13 protein-coding genes and 1 pseudogene are annotated in these 17,183 nt (G+C 36.9%); 8 read left to right on the forward strand and 6 right to left on the reverse strand.

Annotated features, from left to right (window positions below):
- Positions 1-1,064: 1,064 nt before the first annotated feature.
- Positions 1,065-6,128, reverse strand: coding sequence for a plasmid replication protein, CyRepA1 family (locus AACW45_RS36735; protein WP_190638022.1), 5,064 nt, complete (start codon positions 6,126-6,128; stop codon positions 1,065-1,067).
- Between the two features lie 87 nt (positions 6,129-6,215).
- Positions 6,216-6,701: a hypothetical protein gene (locus AACW45_RS36740; protein ID WP_190638024.1), complete on the reverse strand. Its 486-nt coding sequence runs from the start codon at positions 6,699-6,701 to the stop codon at positions 6,216-6,218.
- A 191-nt stretch (positions 6,702-6,892) separates the two neighbouring features.
- On the opposite strand from AACW45_RS36740, the gene AACW45_RS36745 reads away from it, so the two are divergent.
- A complete protein-coding gene (locus AACW45_RS36745; RefSeq protein WP_190638026.1) occupies positions 6,893-7,078 on the forward strand; it encodes a hypothetical protein in 186 nt (61 codons plus the stop codon).
- Positions 7,079-7,095: 17 nt separating this feature from the next.
- Here AACW45_RS36745 and AACW45_RS36750 read toward each other — a convergent pair whose 3' ends face one another.
- On the reverse strand, positions 7,096-7,314 hold the full coding sequence (locus AACW45_RS36750; protein ID WP_190638027.1) for a hypothetical protein: 219 nt from the start codon (positions 7,312-7,314) through the stop codon (positions 7,096-7,098).
- Between the two features lie 462 nt (positions 7,315-7,776).
- Positions 7,777-7,998 (reverse strand): hypothetical protein, encoded by a 222-nt coding sequence (locus tag AACW45_RS36755; RefSeq protein WP_190638029.1) that lies wholly within the window; start codon positions 7,996-7,998, stop codon positions 7,777-7,779.
- Positions 7,999-8,383: 385 nt separating this feature from the next.
- Between AACW45_RS36755 and AACW45_RS36760 the strand changes: the two genes are divergently transcribed.
- From AACW45_RS36760 to AACW45_RS36780, 5 genes and pseudogenes are all read left to right on the forward strand, one after another.
- Positions 8,384-8,557, forward strand: coding sequence for a hypothetical protein (locus AACW45_RS36760; protein ID WP_339385120.1), 174 nt, complete (start codon positions 8,384-8,386; stop codon positions 8,555-8,557).
- A complete protein-coding gene (locus tag AACW45_RS36765; protein WP_190638033.1) occupies positions 8,539-8,832 on the forward strand; it encodes a hypothetical protein in 294 nt (97 codons plus the stop codon). Before AACW45_RS36760 ends, AACW45_RS36765 begins: the two co-directional genes overlap by 19 nt.
- A 140-nt stretch (positions 8,833-8,972) precedes the next feature.
- Positions 8,973-9,806, forward strand: a complete 834-nt coding sequence (locus AACW45_RS36770) for a hypothetical protein (protein ID WP_190638035.1) — start codon at positions 8,973-8,975, stop codon at positions 9,804-9,806.
- A gap of 2,277 nt (positions 9,807-12,083) precedes the next feature.
- Positions 12,084-12,200: pseudogene (locus AACW45_RS36775) on the forward strand (IS1/IS1595 family N-terminal zinc-binding domain-containing protein); the annotation flags it as partial.
- A 224-nt stretch (positions 12,201-12,424) separates the two neighbouring features.
- Complete coding sequence (locus AACW45_RS36780) at positions 12,425-13,576, forward strand: hypothetical protein (protein ID WP_190638040.1); 1,152 nt, start codon at positions 12,425-12,427, stop codon at positions 13,574-13,576.
- A gap of 85 nt (positions 13,577-13,661) precedes the next feature.
- Here AACW45_RS36780 and AACW45_RS36785 read toward each other — a convergent pair whose 3' ends face one another.
- Together AACW45_RS36785 and AACW45_RS36790 are read right to left on the reverse strand one after the other, a co-directional pair.
- Entirely contained in the window at positions 13,662-13,991 is a 330-nt protein-coding gene (locus AACW45_RS36785; protein ID WP_190638043.1) for a helix-turn-helix domain-containing protein, read from the reverse strand.
- Positions 13,984-14,373 carry a type II toxin-antitoxin system RelE/ParE family toxin gene (locus AACW45_RS36790; protein ID WP_190638045.1) on the reverse strand — a complete coding sequence of 130 codons (390 nt, stop codon included), beginning with the start codon at positions 14,371-14,373 and terminating at the stop codon, positions 13,984-13,986. Before AACW45_RS36790 ends, AACW45_RS36785 begins: the two co-directional genes overlap by 8 nt.
- Positions 14,374-14,701: 328 nt before the next feature.
- Here AACW45_RS36790 and AACW45_RS36795 point away from each other — a divergent pair, with 328 nt between their 5' ends.
- On the forward strand, positions 14,702-15,766 hold the full coding sequence (locus AACW45_RS36795) for a protelomerase family protein (protein ID WP_190638048.1): 1,065 nt from the start codon (positions 14,702-14,704) through the stop codon (positions 15,764-15,766).
- A gap of 85 nt (positions 15,767-15,851) precedes the next feature.
- On the forward strand, positions 15,852-17,021 hold the full coding sequence (locus AACW45_RS36800) for a hypothetical protein (RefSeq protein ID WP_190638050.1): 1,170 nt from the start codon (positions 15,852-15,854) through the stop codon (positions 17,019-17,021).
- The last annotated feature ends 162 nt before the right edge of the window (positions 17,022-17,183 follow it).

Below are 17,183 nucleotides of genomic sequence, written 5' to 3' on the forward strand. Positions count from 1 at the left end.
CGACTTGTATAGGGATAGCCCGAAGGGCGACCGGGCGACCGTATGCACTGCGCAGTGGTCTTGTACAGGGATATGGTGGCTAAGACGACTTGTATAGGGATAGCCCGAAGGGCGACCGGGCGACCGTATGCACTGCGCAGTGGTCTTGTACAGGGATATGGTGGCTAAGACGACTTGTATAGGGATGTGTGAGGTAATCTAACGTCGTCCGATGTGTTGGCGCGTTTAAGCGCTGAAAGCCTTACTACGAGCGGATTTCAGAAAAGTTCATACGCAGCCAAAGCTGGCAAGCTTCGCACCCGCACTAACTTAAACTAAAGGAAGTACCTTGGCATTTATCCCCCTGTGGGTATGGAAACTATCATTTAATAGTAACAAATACCTAGCCTAAGCACTTATTTATTATTAGAAATTGCGCCATATTTTAGTTTTATTTTTAATAGTTAACTTTTAACTTTTAACTTTTAACTTTTAACTTTAGGGGCTATGATCGCAAATCAAAAACCTAAAGCCAAAAACATTCACCGACCGACAAGACATAGACACTCTGTGGGGTAGATGTCCGTGCGCAAGACCCGCCCCTCTCTCGACCCCTCCTCCCCTCTATGGTTTAGGTTACGTTAATGAGTATTTATACTTACGGTTACACCTGCGAGATTTAAGCCTTAATGAGTATTTATACTTACGGTTGCACCTGCCTAGTAATTGCAAGTAATTCTCAACTATAAAAAATGCAAAAATGGCTGAAACCCTTGCAGTGTAGGCTTTTTAGCAAAAGGTTGCACCTGAAACCCTAATAAAGAAATATCTCCCCATGTGGGTTTCAGGTGCAACCTAAGTATTTATACTCACTCTCGTATATTGGGCTATAAGGTGTGTGTAATTGGATGGACTATACAATCTATCTATCACCGGGTTAATAAGCCTTATAAAGCCTTATAGCCTGGGGTAATAGCATGATATGTGAATAAGGCTATATACAAAAACACCCCACACCTTCTCTTAGGCATGGGGCACGGTCTAACTACTATTGGGGCTAGGCTAGGGGTAACATCTCTCTACTCTTATTTTTCGCTCCAATTATTGACTAGAAGTTTTTTCCAGTTAGTTTCTCGCCCGTCTGAGACTTTATTTAAGGTTACCGCGAAGCAATCCCCAATTATATTGTTAACGGCTGTTAGAACTGATTCAGCATGATCGATATTGAATTCTACATTAATCTCATCATGGACATAATTAATAGCTTTTAATTCCCATTCTGGATTGTTATCAGCTAATTCAATGATTTGGATTAATGCTCTTTTTAAAGCTGTTGCCTCAGTTCGGCTCCAAATAGCTGCTAAACATTGTGTGTAAGGTAAATCAACGTTATCATCATCAACTTTAACCAAGTGTGTAATTCGGTTATTAACGCTAGCTATTTTGTTAATCGCGTAGTACTTACCATCAACGTGTAGTAAGTTCTTTTTATTTCCTAGCGTTTCAATTAATTTGCGTCTGAAGTTAACTACGTTTGGATATAACGCCTCACAACCTTCTATTGCTGCAATACACGCTTCAATCACAACATCTTGACCGGAGTTAGCTTTAATTTGTTCTTGTACTCGTTTTGCACCTGCCCCATTTAACCAACCGTAGTATGTGTTTTTAGCCGCATCACGATATAGCTTATAAGGCATTATTTTTTTATTTGCTGCGATTTCTTCCCATGTAACATCATGACCTAACGCTTTTGCAATATAAACAGCTACTTTTGAATGATTATCAATTGACTCATCATTACAACCTGCAATTGCTGTTTCATCATCAGCTACATCTGCTGCTATACGTCCGTGTGATGCGGCTAAATCTACAATACCTAAACCACGATTACCGCTAACGCTTATACAAGTTCTTACTGGTTTTAAATCGCTAAATTCTTTTAGTGCTGTGTTTGCTTTTGCAGATATTGACTGTAAGTTTGGTAAATCTTTGAATGTTTTAGAATTACCACTTGAGAATCTACCTGTTCCTGTGAGGGTGTTAAAGACTGTTTGAACTCTACCTGTTTGTGCAGCGCTTTTTAGTAATGCTTCTAATTGTTGAATAGGTACTTTAATTGCTCTTAATTTACCTAATAACTCAATCTCTGGTAAATTTTTTAATTCAGCTAATCGTGTCTTATTTAATGACTTAATGGTTAAGTTATATTTTTCATTTAAATAAGCCGCTAACTTTTGTGTTTGTGTGTAATTCAAGTCTGGCACTAATTCATACCATTGTCGCAGCAGTTCGTTTTGATGTTTTTTACAAATTTCTAAATTTTTTCTTGCTTCAATCTCATCAAACGGTAAACCAACATATTCTAATTCAATAGCGCAAGGGATAATATCATTCTCTAATTGCCAAGCATCAAGTAAACCATCTTGCGCCAACTTACCAAAACCAAATTTAGCCGGATTACTGTATACCTCTAAAAGTCTCTTGTATAAGTGGTAAGTGATAAAAGGGTCTTTAACAGCATAATCAATCTGAGATGTAGTTAATGTTGCTCCCCAGTCTGATTTTTGTTCTGTTTTATCAACGGGTAAGCCTAGAAATCTAGCTGCTAAATTACCTAATCCATAACCACCTGTTAATACTTGTAATGAGCCATAATCACCAAAAAATACCTTTGCACCAAGCATTGTATCAATAGCATTTTTAGGTCTATCAAAACCTAACTGAAATCTTAAAAACCTCAAATCAAAGTGTACATTCTGCCCAATAATTTTAATATCAGGTTTGCTGATTTGCTTGTTAAGCAAGTCTAAAAACTGTTTTAATTTGATGTTACATTGTGTTGATTTTCTACCACCTAAATCAACATAGTAGATAGTTTCACCGTTGCTTATTTGTATTAGGCGTATTCTGCCTTTACGCGCGTGTAAACCTTCTTTATTTTTGCTGTCTAATCCGTATGTTTCGATATCAAGTGAAATCTCTTGCCAAGTTGCTATGTCTGTCAGTATTTCTTGATAGTCTGGTGCATCTGGGTTAATTTCTTTTGTGGTAGGTATAGGTAACTCGAAATTATCAGCACGATTAATTAATGTAATTCTAGTTAATGTATCAACTCTTTCCCATGCTTCATTAAAAATATTTTTAGCTTGTAAAGCTTCTAAATATTCTTTATCAATATCAATTGTGCATTGTGCAACTAGTCTTTTAACTTCCCATTCATGTTTATATTCTTCCCAGTTTTTAGCTCGATCAATGTCTCTAGTTAGCCATGCTTGGAATATTTCATCCCTCTTATCATCAATCGTATTAATTGTATACACCCTTTGCATCTTACCTTTAACTTTCTTAGTAATAGCGGTACAGGTTATAGCTAATAAGTTAAACATAGTACTGATGACTTGAAAATCAAATTTAACTGTTTTTTGGCGTTTTAATTGGACACCAAATATTAAATTTATGTTTTCACGTTGTTCTAATAGATGTTCAAAAATCTCAACACAATCATCATCGTTACTAGATAAAACAGATTTTTCTAATAACTCAAGTAATCCAGATTCACGAATAAATTCACATTGCGCTATTAATCTTTGTCTATCATTAAAATCATGTCTTATTACGTTGTTATCGCTAATATTTATTTGTGTACTTGCACTAAGTAACTGTAGAGACTTTATAACATCAAAGCCAACTGTTGCCGCATAATGTAAGCGTATTTTTTCATACCAACCTTGTGCATTTTTTGTAATTAAATCTTCTGTAACTGGTATAACTTCGCCGTATTTCTTAAAAATTATTTTTGCTTCTAATGCTAATCGTTCATCATCAGTTAAGTCAGTTTGATTTTTTAATTTTGCGTAGTCTTCATCATCAATTAATGTTTGTGCTTCCAATTGGTTACGATAGGTTTCTAAGGATTCTAATTTAGTTTCTTCAGCACGATCCCATAGCGTCTGATAATCGATTAGGGAGCTAATTAAAGCATCACTAGTTTCAATTTCTATTACTCTGGCATTTTCTTGATTTAAACCGTGTAAGACATATTTTTTAAATTGTGCTACCTCAGTATTTCTTGTGCTAGTTAAGCGATTAAAATAAGCACTAGCTGTATTACAGTGTTTTATTTCTGGGTATTCCTCTGACCATTCAGCATCATGTACACGTAACAGTTCGGTATTGAATTCAAATAATTCACTACTGCGTTTTTCTACTGATTTATCACTAGTTCCTAAATTTGTATAAGCACTTGTTACACCACGTTCAGCAACCCAAATTAATCGAGGTATAGATATATCTCTTAATCTCATCAAAAATTGTCTTGTTGCATCGGGTACGCCTACACCTGTAAACACACCTACAACTAAATCGAATTTATTCTTATTTTCGATAGAAACACCTGTACAAATTGAGGGACTCCCTATAATAATTTGGTACGTATCACACAAAATATTAATTTTTGATGTTGCTTTATAAGCTGGGTGATCAGGATTTTTTGTAGTCTCAGAGTCGATGCGGATTACATTAGATATTCCGTAACTTAAAAATAATTTTTCAACGTTAATAGTCCCCCATTTTGACATTTCGTCCTGTCCAGTTAGACAGACCATTACACGTTTACCTTGTATTCCTGCCGTTAATGCACTTGCTATAACATCCGTTGGCGTGTTTCTGACACCTGTTTCTGTTTTGGCTTTAAATCCTTCAGAAATATAGCAAGTATAGGATTCTTCACAATATTCATTGTGGATAATATAAGGCTCAATACTATCACCTAAAAGCCCTATAAAAAATCTGATTGTGAATTCATTTAAATCAGCATCAGCTAATACAAAATGACCACCTGTATTTAAAATAACTTGCGCTAATTGACTTAATTTTTTTAAGATTTTTTCGCGTTTATTTTTACAAGTCTCCGATGTCATTAGATGTTCTACAACTTGCACAACTTCATCTATTAGTATTAACCCACCTTCAAAATTTGAGACGTTTATTTTTGCTAATGAATCGATTACAAGTGAAATAGAGTTATGCTCTGACACTTTACCATCAACATCATCAATATATGTAATACCTAATCGCTTGGCATTACTCACAGCTAATTGAATTCTGTGAACAATAGATATAATGGGACGCCCTAAATTTTTAGCTTGTAAAACCAACTGCTCCATATACCAAGTTTTACCGCTACCTTTCCGCCCTTTAATCCCTATTAGCGTTGCTTCGGGGTGCAACTCCGTAAACTCAAACCGATTACTATTAAATGTTATTGCTGGTGCAAATCCTAGCGTGTTAGAGCTATCATCAACCCATTTATCCCAATTAATAGCATTTTTAAAAATCCTATCAACAGTACTTATACCGGATTGCATCAATACATCATCAATACCTTTATATTTTTCCCAATGACAGACTTTTACTACAGCCCTTGGCTTGGCTAAAACTCTGTGATTTTTATCGCGGCATAAACGTTTTATAATCCCTTTTATAGAACTTGCAACACTAGCCCTTGCAGATGTTGTTAAGTCGTTATCAAAGCAGATATATAACAATCTTTCAGAATCTAGAAACCGTTTAAACCTTACATCGCCATCTTTTTCATAGGCTGAGGTATGTCCGGGTAATGCAATAGTTGGGATAAGTTGAGAAGTAATGATTGATCCCGCTTTTTTAACGCCTTCAGCGATAGCAACGGGTATTTGTGGATTCTGCTCTACCCATTCCCAACCATTTAAATCTTCAGGTTTGTGAATACCGTACTTATCAGCGATTTTTTGCCATATCTCTTCAGGTAAATCTAATAGAATAGGCTCAATACTTAACCCTTTTGGATTTTCGTATTTAATTGGCTTTTGCTTAATCAGTCTAGGTTTATTTGCCTTGAATGTTTTGTCGCAAATCCACCCACCTTTAAGCACTTCACCATATTGCTTATTGAGTTGCCATTTGTTTAAATCGGAAATATTTAAAAAGTCTATAATTTGTTGTCCGGCGATTGATTGTACATTTAAAAGAATAATTGATTCATCTACACCCGAATCCAACCATTCTTTTAAATGTGCATCTTGTAGTGGTGTTTGAGTGGTTTCAAGTGGTACAATTGTAGTACACTTAATACGTTTAAGATTGTCGATTTTTATCTTAATTGCCATATCATATCCTTATAGTTAAAGAGAACCAAGCAACGCCCTGAGAAAGTATTGCTTGGTTGCTTATTGGTAGGTATAAAAACCTACCTTTTACTTATCTTTGGTGATCTGAATTGTTTTTGATGCTTGCGGCGCAACCTTAAAGCGGATTGATTTTATGTCAATATCCGATAATGCTGGTTTGAGCTTGTTTGGCTTTACTTTGAACTGGAATTCTTGCCCTACCAAAGATTCAATATCAATATCTAATTCATCATCACTATTTAATTTTTCTTCCGTTAGTAATCCTAATGCGATTAATAGCTGTGTGAGCTTGTTGTATTCTGGTGTAGTGCTGATAACACCATCGTCATCAACTGGATAATAGGTTTTTTCACTGTTGACGTTTAAACCAGTCCAAAGATATTTATCTGATGTCCCCTTGGTTGTAGGTACTTTGAAAATAAATTCTAACTGGCTGCGTTCGCGCCCATTTTCATCCGCACTATCAACGACTTGTAAGCTATCAAGATTTGCTGATACATAGCCATCAACATCAATAATAAGTTTGCCAGCGCGAGAAATTGAAATTCCCATTTTAGATTCCTTGTGATGTAGATTGTTTAGGTTTTATGAAAAGCACACAACCACCTGGGTAAACCTTAGTTTTACGTGTTTCATTTCATACATTTAGTTATAGCAGGTGTTAATCTGTATTGTCAACCCTTGATAACCTGATTAAAAACCACTATATTTAAATTGAAGAGATAAAGATAAATGAGGCAATTATGGCAAGACCAACAAAGCACGGTGAGACTAAAGCTAAAAAATCGATTTATGTAACTCCTGAAAGCTGGGATAATTTAGAGGAAATAGCCAAAAACGATTTTTTCATTAGTCGGTCAGAGCTTATAGAGCTTTTAGGACAAGGAAAATTAATTATTACCCGCCCTGATAAAAGTGCAGCCGCCTAACCGCCACATCCCAACAATCAACTTTTACCCTTATGCTTGCTTGGTGTAGGGGTATTTTCATTTGCGTATTTTTTAAGCCATTTGCGCTTCAATCGCTTAGGTATATTTTTTGGGCATGGTGGATAAAAGCCGTTTAAGCTTTTTAATAGCTCAGGGTGCGAAAATACTTTCGTTTCATTATCTAGAACCATCCATCTATCCCCAGGCAAACGCACATAATCAAATCTTTCTTCCATAGTTTTTTAATCGAAAATCCGATCTAAACAACTTGCGCAAACTTTGTACCCATCCTGCCAACTGAGAAAAGACCATCCGCATCGATCACAATGACACTGAGGTAAATTTTCTACAAACCAATTTTTAGAAGTTTTCCGAGATTGTGATTTTTTAGGTTTTGTCGCGCTATACTTCATAAAGAAACAGCCTCAAAATTGAATACGTAATTTTTGATACATATCTAAAATCCTCAGCACTCCTAAAACCTGGGGATTTTTAATTTGTATCTAAGTGTTATTTTAGTGTTAATTTATACTTTGTGCGCGGAATATCTGCAAATTAGGCATTTATACTTATAGGTTTTGGCATGTTGTGATCGCCTAAGCTTAAGAAATAAAGTTACAGATTTTCGCTAAAACTGAGGTCAGTTTTTAAAAACTAAATACGGAAAACTTAAAAGCCGGATAGACTCCGGCTAACTGTTAATCTTGGTTTTGGCTTTTACGATCGCCGCCCCTAGTCTCCCCCAATGGCTCAAAATCTAGAGGTAATATCCCTAGACCCTGGCAGTGCTTGATAAAAAGCATCTCTATATATCTGTTCTTACTGGCGTTGTTTAACTTTGCAGCACGTTCTATTGCTTCGATAATTCTTTCATCAATTCTAAACGTGGTGCTTTTGCGACTAATCATAAGGGTAATCATTTTCTTACATCCTTTATTATCTCTCGATAAGTCAAAATCTTTATACAACCATACCACAAGCAAAAGCATTAAACTTGATTTTAAAAATCTTTTATAAAACTGAGAAAAATTTAATCAAATCTCTTGCAAAAGCATTAACTTTGATTTATACTGATTTACAGATGGGACAAGCAACCGGAAACGGATAAGCCGCGAGACGCACCGAACTTGCTAGAGCCACATCAGTAAATCATTTGAGGATTTTTCTAATGTCTATACTTTCCAAAATCTCCTTTATATGGGGATGCTTTGCGCTGAATTATTTTCTATGGATGCCAATAGAAGCACCAATATCTGTAGAAAAATCGGGCGATGAAATCACCGTAACATCACCCAATTGCACTGAATGACCATGCAAATATTCTACTTTTACGATCCGCAAACTGGTCATTATTTTGAGCGTCTTTCTGATTATTTGGCATACACCGAAGGCACACCCGATTGGCATTATCTCTGTGGCGAGACTGGTATTATTTTTGAACATTTAGAGGATTTTACAGCATGGGTATTAAACGATTGAGACTTACTATTAGTACTCACCACAAGACATATTTAGAGGCGATTGCTTCTCAAATGGGGTGTGATTGCGGGGAAGCTTTAAATTATTTACTGTGGGAACTTCGCAAGAGTAATTATCAATTTGGCGCAAGCATTCCCCACTACAATCAAGATACTTTTGAAAAGTTCAAACCTCAATCGCCGCAAGCTATCCAAGAGTTTGAAACTACTCAAGAATTACACCAGCAAATTGACCCCATTATTGCAAGGATGGCTTTGTTAGTCGATGACTTCTAGTAAAGAGTTTTTGTTATTTCTCGCGGCTATATCTTTATTAACTATTTGCTGGATTAGCCGCATAAACCAAAACACTGAAAAGACCATGAATCAATCCAGTGTTTTTACATCAAGTACATTCATTAAGGAATAGCTTAATTATGCCACGTAAAAAGTATGGAATTACAGATCCCACAGGCGAAAAACAAGCCGAAATTGAACGTATTACCCAAGAACGTGACGAAAGAGCAAGGGCAAAATTAAAAGAACGGTTCGCCAATGTTGGGAATAAAGCGCAAGAAGTCGCCGCCACAATCGGCACAACGTTACAACCAATTACTAATACTGTTTCGACTGTCGCCAACGCTGTAACCACGACCGCCGCCACTGCTGCCAACACTGCAAACAACATCAAACAAGCGTTAGCACCCACAGGCACCGGCTACAAGCACAGTTACGCATCCAGCCAGTTAAAACACAACAATAATCCTTACGGTGACTTATCAATTCCTAGCCTTGACTTTAATTCTCTAGTTCCTGGTGATTTGTTGCATCCATCTGGCTTACCCCAGGCAACAGAGCAAGAGTTAACCAACGGATTAGCAGAATACGCTGGTGCAACTAGAGCATTGCAACTCTACCAAGCTGGCTTTAAGTACATCAACGAAGTAGGCAAGACTAAACAGGAATACCACAAAGCCCAACAATCAGTAATCAAGTCTGCCACTGAGCAAGTCAAAGTAAATCAAGAGATTGTACGCTTTGACCGTCAAAACGTTGAATTAGAGATTGATAAAGAGAAGTTACAGCACTCTAACGAACGCTTAAAACAGGCTCAAATCACTACTACAGCGCTATCTAATGAAACAAGTCAAATGGCTTTAAAGTTTGAGGCGCAAGAGCAAAAGCGCGAAGCTGAGATTAAAAGTATCCAGAGTCAAACCCAAGACATTATTCAGAAATACCTGAAAGATTCCATTAACAACGGAGTCTAAGAAATTGGGGATTGTACAGCGAATACAGTCCCCTCAAAAAAACATAAATTAAAGTACAGGAATCATATCATGCAAGCACTTAACAGTTTCAAAAATAAGTTGTTCTTTTTTTCGTTCGGTCTAGGTTTAGCTTCTACGGTAGCAGTGTTTCAACCAAACACAACTATTAAGGAATTAGGTAAAACTTTAATCGGCTTCTCTATCGCTGGTGTAGTTCTAGGTGAGTTAACCACTAGCAAGGCTTTTAAATTTCACGAGAAAGAATTAGAACACTACAACAAATTAATCACTGAAAGAACAACCGACGCTGGTAAATTCTCGCGAGAACTAATCAAAGCTAACAGTGATTTAGACGCAGTTAAAAAGCAGTGTAGCCAGCTAGAAAACGAGCTATCTAAAGCACTTGAATTTTTAAAAGCCCGTGGTGATGAACTAATATCTAGTCGGGAAGAAATCAATAATCTCAAGGCTAACTTAAAAGATGTTGGTCGCTTCTCAACCAGTGAAGCCCATAGAATTGTTCGCCAAACTTACAACCGCTCAATGAAAAAACTAGAATGTCACATTGAAGCGTTGATGAGAAACTATCAGCCAGTTGCCGATGATTTCAACAATGTTTTGATTGAAGTAGATAAATTCCGTAATCGCTATATCAAAAAATTGGATGAGTACGACCAACTAACAGCCTTTAATGATTTGATTGATGTAGGCTTAGACATGCAAGAGAAAATTATTGATGGTTGTATTGAATTACGTTGCAAAGGTCAATCAGTCGCTATCAGATATTTAAATAACTTGCTTGATGATTCTGTAAGCTATCAGCAGTATGAATCAGATATCATCAGCACTCAAAACCATGCCGGACAAACTATTAAGCAATTAAAGGATGGTCTAGAGGCACAAGTTAGAGCTATTGCTAATGATTGGGTAGTTTCCAATAATCAGCACGTTGAACGCTACGAAACCAACTACACAGAATTACTACAAGCTGGCAGGGAAGCTGTAGCCAAGTTACAAGAGCGTGATAATTTGATAAGCCAGCTATTAGAACAAATCAATGGTCTAGAGCAAGAATTAGAGCAACTTCGTAAACCCTGGACTTTTACAGGAACCATCGACTATGCCCAAGCTGGCAATGCAATTATCAATTTCTACTATCAAGCCTATGGCTATGTGCTGGATGCGATCGGCTGGCAGGAAACAGAAACAGGCTACACCCTGACCTTTGCCACTGGTAGGAATAAGGTTTACCTGACTGCTGATATGTTGCATGACAAAGACAACAGACCCCAGTTAGCAGGTTTGACCAATGCTTTGACACTCCCAACATTCACCCCTAACTATCAATCTGGTTTGATGGTCTTGGATGTTCAAACTCGTAAACCCGCCAAGAAAAAAGCTAATGAAACAGATGTCAGCAAGCTATGGATACCTGCTACCAAGTTTGAGGCTACCGTCAAAGGTTGGTCACGTATCCGCATCACTGGCGGTTCTGAAAGCGGTAAGAGTCCAACGGCTGAAAATATCGCTGTGTGCATTCTCAAGAATCGACCGGGAACCGCAAAACTTTATAACCCACAACACGATTCACTAAAAAATTATTGGACATTACCAACGGTCGGCACATCACACAAGGATTCTGAGAAGGCGATCGCAAATTTAGCGCAACAAGTAGACGCAAGGTCAAACGGTCTAGAGTCTAGAGACGCTTTTGAGTTATCCGTATTTGATGAAATAGACTCGACCATGAGTCACACGAAGGGCAAGAAGTCGGCTATAGGAGCAAATGTCAACTTCGTTATCAAGCAAGCATCACACCAAAATCTAGGGGCTATCTTTATAGGTCAGAATGCCAATGTCAGTGAGTATCCAGGTATGGATAGAAGCGATTGGAACTCAGCAGTAAATGTTCATATCGGAAGTAATGCGTATGACGCGCTCACTAATACAAATTTACTAACGACTGAAGAGACTACACGATTAAAGGGTATTGCTGATAAGTTAACCGAGTTTTGTAACCTCAAAAATGATGAGTTAGGACTCGATAAAACAGACCCCAATTCATACCGATTCGCGTTAGTAATGGAACCAAATAAAAAGCCTTATTTTATTGAGTTACCGTCATTTGGAACCTACACTTATGACAATGTGATTAATAGCTGGTCTATCACCACTGACAGCGCAGACGTATCAGCTACCCATCAGCTACAAACGCTAGAACCCTTACAGAATAAGGATGTGATATCAGCTAAAAACAGCGCTGATTCCGGGTATGTAGGGTGTAGGTGTCCTGAGTGTGACAGTCCCAATTTACAGCGCAATGGCAAGCAGAACGGCAAGCAACGCTATCGCTGTAAAGATTGCGGAAAGCACTTCACAACAGACATAACCAATATTCTAGACTTAGGTTTTTAAACAATTTACTAACAGTAACTAAAGACTGATTAATTATTAATAAATAGCTCTAGTTACTGTTAAAAAGTTTCTCTCACTAATTGAATTTTTCTCTTAACAGTTCAATCGCAATAGAAGAGTTGATTTCGCAACTAAGCTATTTTTCGCGCACGAGTAGCGCACAGACCGCGCACAAATTGAAATTAGAAAGGAACTAGAAAATAATGAAAGCTACTAACGGTAATCATTCCAGCACTATTGAAGCTAAAAGTTTAGAGGTTATCAACAATCCAGAGTTATTGACACCAGAGAAAGCAACCCGCAAACCAGCTAATAGACAGAATAAGCAAGTATCTATCAAGCTAGATTTAGATGCTGGCAGCAGTCGAGCCAAGTTTGTTATCAATGATTGGTGTGGTTCATACCCGTCAGTTCTAAAAATAGTTTCTGGTGAATTGCCTACGGGTATTAGTGGCTGTTTCTCAATTGGTACTAAAAATTATGCAGTCGGTAGGGTGACATCATCACTTAATGGTGAACTGGTAGAAGCCTTTAAAGACAACAAGATTAAGCACCTTGATAAATGGTTGATAGGTGCATTGACTAACCATCCTGACTTACTTTCTGATATAGCTAGTGAACGCAAATATAAGGGTAAACCAGCACGAATTAAAATCACACTACGCTTACTCAGTCTAAGCTCTAGCAAACGTAATGACATAGCTAAAATTCTGCAAGGTACAAAACAATTTAGTTATGAAGGTTGTAATTTTGAGATTGAAATTGCTAATAATGATTACCTGTTCCCTGAAGGTTATGGGGCATCTTTAGAAGCTAATAAACGTATTCCTGAAGGCTGTTCAGAGTTCCATATTCTTGATTTAGGTGGCGGTACGCTCACATTCTCAAGCTATCAAGTAGGCAAGCAACCCAAAGCGATTGAACAGACTCCAGGCAGTGGTAACGGTATGAAAGCTATTATTGAACGCTTGAGTATTGCGTTAGCCCGGATAGATAGAGGCGGTATCCAGTTCAAGAAAGATAATCTAGAAAGTGCTTTGAGAAATTCAAAACTTATAGACGGTAAGCATTCTGTGAAGTATAGACACGGTACAGAAACAGTAGAGATTGGTGATATCGTTCAAGATGCTTTGAGTGAATGGGTTTCTGAAATGCCGATTGTAGAGTCATTACTAACTAAGGTCAGTCAAGCACTTTTGAATGGTAGTCCTGTGTTTGCGACTGGCGGAGGTATGGCTATCAGTGTAATATCAGACTGGATTGAACGGTATTGTTGTGCTGATATCTGTAATGCTCAGTATTATGTGCTGATAAATCCTGCGGATATTAACTTAACAGGGTTAAGTCGGTTATAAATAATATTGTGTGATAATTCAACGTACAAAAATAAAAGTACTGGATAATAATTAAGCTTTCCAGTACTTTTATCTTAATTTTTAATTAACACCAAACTACAGTTGTACTTGCTGATTTTTGATGTTCTGGCTTAGGTTTAATTTTGATTTCTATATCATTACCTAAGATGTTTAAAAATCTCATCAGTCTTTCAACAGAAAAATCTCTTAATCTACCTCTTATTAAAGATGAAACTTTTGGTTGGTCAATACCTAAAATTTCAGCAGCTTGAACTTGAGTTAACTTACGACTGGTAATGATTTCACTAATTTTTATAGCGAGTTCGGCTTTAACTAAACGTTCTTCAGGATTAGGTAAATTTAAATCAGCAAAGACATTACCACTACCGATAAAAACTTTATCTTCTTTATCCATTATTCCCACCCTTTTCTTCTAAATATTGTTCTTTGGCTCTTTTCAACCTCTTATTTATTAACTCAATATCTTGTTTTGGCGTAGCAATACCATGTTTAGATTTCTTTTGAAATGAGTGTAATAAAAAAACAAAATTTTCAAATCTAACAGTGTATATAGCTCTGTAAGTGTCACCGTCAAAGTCATCTACAATTTCTAAAACACCTGCTCCTGAAAAACCATGTAAAGGTTTTGCGTTTGGATGTTTTTTACCCCGTTGAGCTAATTCAAGGGCATACCCCATTACATCTTGTACATCTTCAGGAAACTCTTTTAAATCATCTAAAGCACTACCTATAGCTCTAAAGTTTTTAAGCTGTGTTTTCTCTTGTTCTTTGTCCATGTACTATAAAGTATGCTGAATTTAGCATAGACTGTCAATCAGTAATTTCGTTGTAACAAATAAAAACGATAAAAACTAATTACTTACAAAAACTAACCATCGACCGCGCAATTAGGGTGAGCAGCATCACATCATAAACCATATACACGGTAAGACTTTGCAAATCTGCTACACTCGCATTTCTTACCATTTTTCTTACCCGTAGATTTTTAAAGTGTTTAAATTAACTTCCTCACTTATAAGTATTATCTCTATACAAATACTCTTGACACTATTATTACCCTTGTTTATAATTTTTATGTAAGGGTAATAAACAAGGGTAGAAACAATGGCTCAAAAACTTAAGTCGGTTGATGATCTGGAAAACACCTACATTGATCGTCGTGTTAAATTTCTCCTACCGCAATTTGAAAAACTAGCCCCATTCAAGCAAAATGAGCGCAAAAAAGGTGTGAGCGTATTTGATGACGAAACTGGCGAGAATATAAACGTTCCTGGATGGGAAGATTTAGCTATACATGAAGCACAATCACTGCGCTTTACATACCCAGACAATAGCCCAGAAGAAGAACGGCAATATAATACAGCACTATCACAAATACCCCGACTAATTAAAGCTTTAAAAGTAGCAGCAAAAACCGACCTAAAAGACCACGCCAACATAAACGGCACAAACACGATAATCAACAACTTTCACAACACATTAAAATTACTCTTTGCCGAAAATCGATTACTCAAAAACAAGATTTATAGAGAAGGTGTAGAAGAAAGGAGTCAGCCGGAAAACCGTGTTGAGATTGATTTGACCAATTCCCTAAATCTCGCTTACTCTTTACTTTCAGATTTAAAAAACGTAACCACTAACGACTGGCCTGATATAAGTTGTGCGATCGCGTTAGTAACAGGGCGACGTATGGCTGAAATACATTTATCAGCGTCATTTGAGTACTACAACGATTATGAGGTTATTTTTAGAGGTCAGTTGAAAGGTAAAGCCAGAAAAGTAAAAGCTGATGGTAGGTTAGTTTCTCTCAGAGAAAAACCTTTTAAAATCCCTACTTTAATTCATGCAAAACTTGTGTGTGATGGTTTGGCGTGGCTTGAGAAGAATGATAAAAGATTTGCACCAAATGAAGACCCTGAACGGGTAAATAGACGTTTCTCAAAACAACTGAGTAAAGCAACTAAATCATGGGATTTCATTTCTGATGAGTCTGAGCGCACTTACCACAAATTTAGAGCAGCATATTTTAGGGCAAGTGTTGTTAATTCAAAAGTTGACCCCTATGACTTTGTAAGATTTGGGGAGCAAGTATTAGGGGATGGTGATGATAATACAATCTCAGCCTACAAACGGTATGAGATAAAAGCTGGTACTATTACCCGAATTTAAATAAATCCCTATACAAGACCTCTTGACAATGTATATACAAGTGGTCTAGTATAGGGATATAGTGAAATAAAAGGATATCTCAATTATGTCTAAGAAGTGGGTAGAAATCGGAAAAAAACTGGCACAAAACCTAAAAGGTGTTGAGGATGAGATAAAAATAAAAGCGTTAGCTGTTGAAATAGTCGAACAAATAAGAGAAGCTTACCCAATACCCAACAGCCGAAAAAACCCATTACAAGATGTGCGTAATGCTGTTTTAGCAGTTTTCCCAGACACCGAAACGAAAATAAACACTTGGCAATATTTCACTAATAAAGGTAAGGGTAACATTGGGAGATACCAACACTTAGCCATTAAATATCTATCACTTTCTACTGAAGAATGGGACACGGTAGGAGATGAGGCAAGACAGCAATGGAAAGCGGAACAACAAGAACAACAGCCAGTACAAACCACATTAGATGATATGAATATTTCACAATTGCAACTAGATAGCGATACTCAGCAAATGGTAGAAAATGCGATCGCGCACTCAGGTATATCGTTGGCTGATTTCGTTCGCCGTGCTTGCCAAGTTTATGCGAAAACAATCACCGGGAAATTAGAGAAAATTGAAGCTGATTTAACGGCTGTACCCACTAGCGATTTATTATCTAGCCCAACATACAAAACTCACCCAGGAAGGGCTGAGGAATTGGCAAAACGCGCTATCTATGCCCTAGAAAATCACAATAACCAATGCACCGAAAAAAATCAAAAGTGGATGATTACTCAATCATCTATTCAAGCGCTCACTGGTAGTAAACCCGCAACTATCAAAATGATTTTAGAAAAGTACAACATTAGAATTGACGACCACAACAACAAGCATGGGTTAAACGCTTATGACAACCGCAAGCAAGGGCGAAAAATTAATGATGATATCGATTTAGTCTCACTTGTACCTGATGGTTTTTACGATTCAAATATGGAGACTAGAAAAAACATAACAACAGAGGTTAACAAAGTAAAAACAGAGGTTAACGAAGTAAAAACAAACCCCAAAAAATTAAACATCCCTGAAAAAGATATTCATAAAATGTCTAGTATGTCTTCAATAGTTGAAATCAAAGAATATTTAGGAAATAATTCGGGTAAATACGTCCAAACATTAAGTGAGGGTGAAACCCTAACTTATAGGAGAATAAATGATGATAAAGGGTTTATAAGTGGTGTAGAAGTGTTGGAAACTGGCGCAATAATCACCAACATCTAGAATATGTATAATCCCTCGTATAGATAATATTTGAGGGATTTAATTTGTTATTAATTGATAACTGGAGTTTAGACTAAACACATGACAAAGTAACTCAGGATAACTGAGTGACAAGCTTTACACCCAAAAATGGAAAAATCAACGAATTAAGTAGATTGTGGT

Origin of the sequence: Calothrix sp. FACHB-168, from assembly GCF_963889195.1 — a bacterium.
GTDB classification, from domain to species: Bacteria; Cyanobacteriota; Cyanobacteriia; order Cyanobacteriales; family Nostocaceae; genus Aulosira; species Aulosira anomala_A.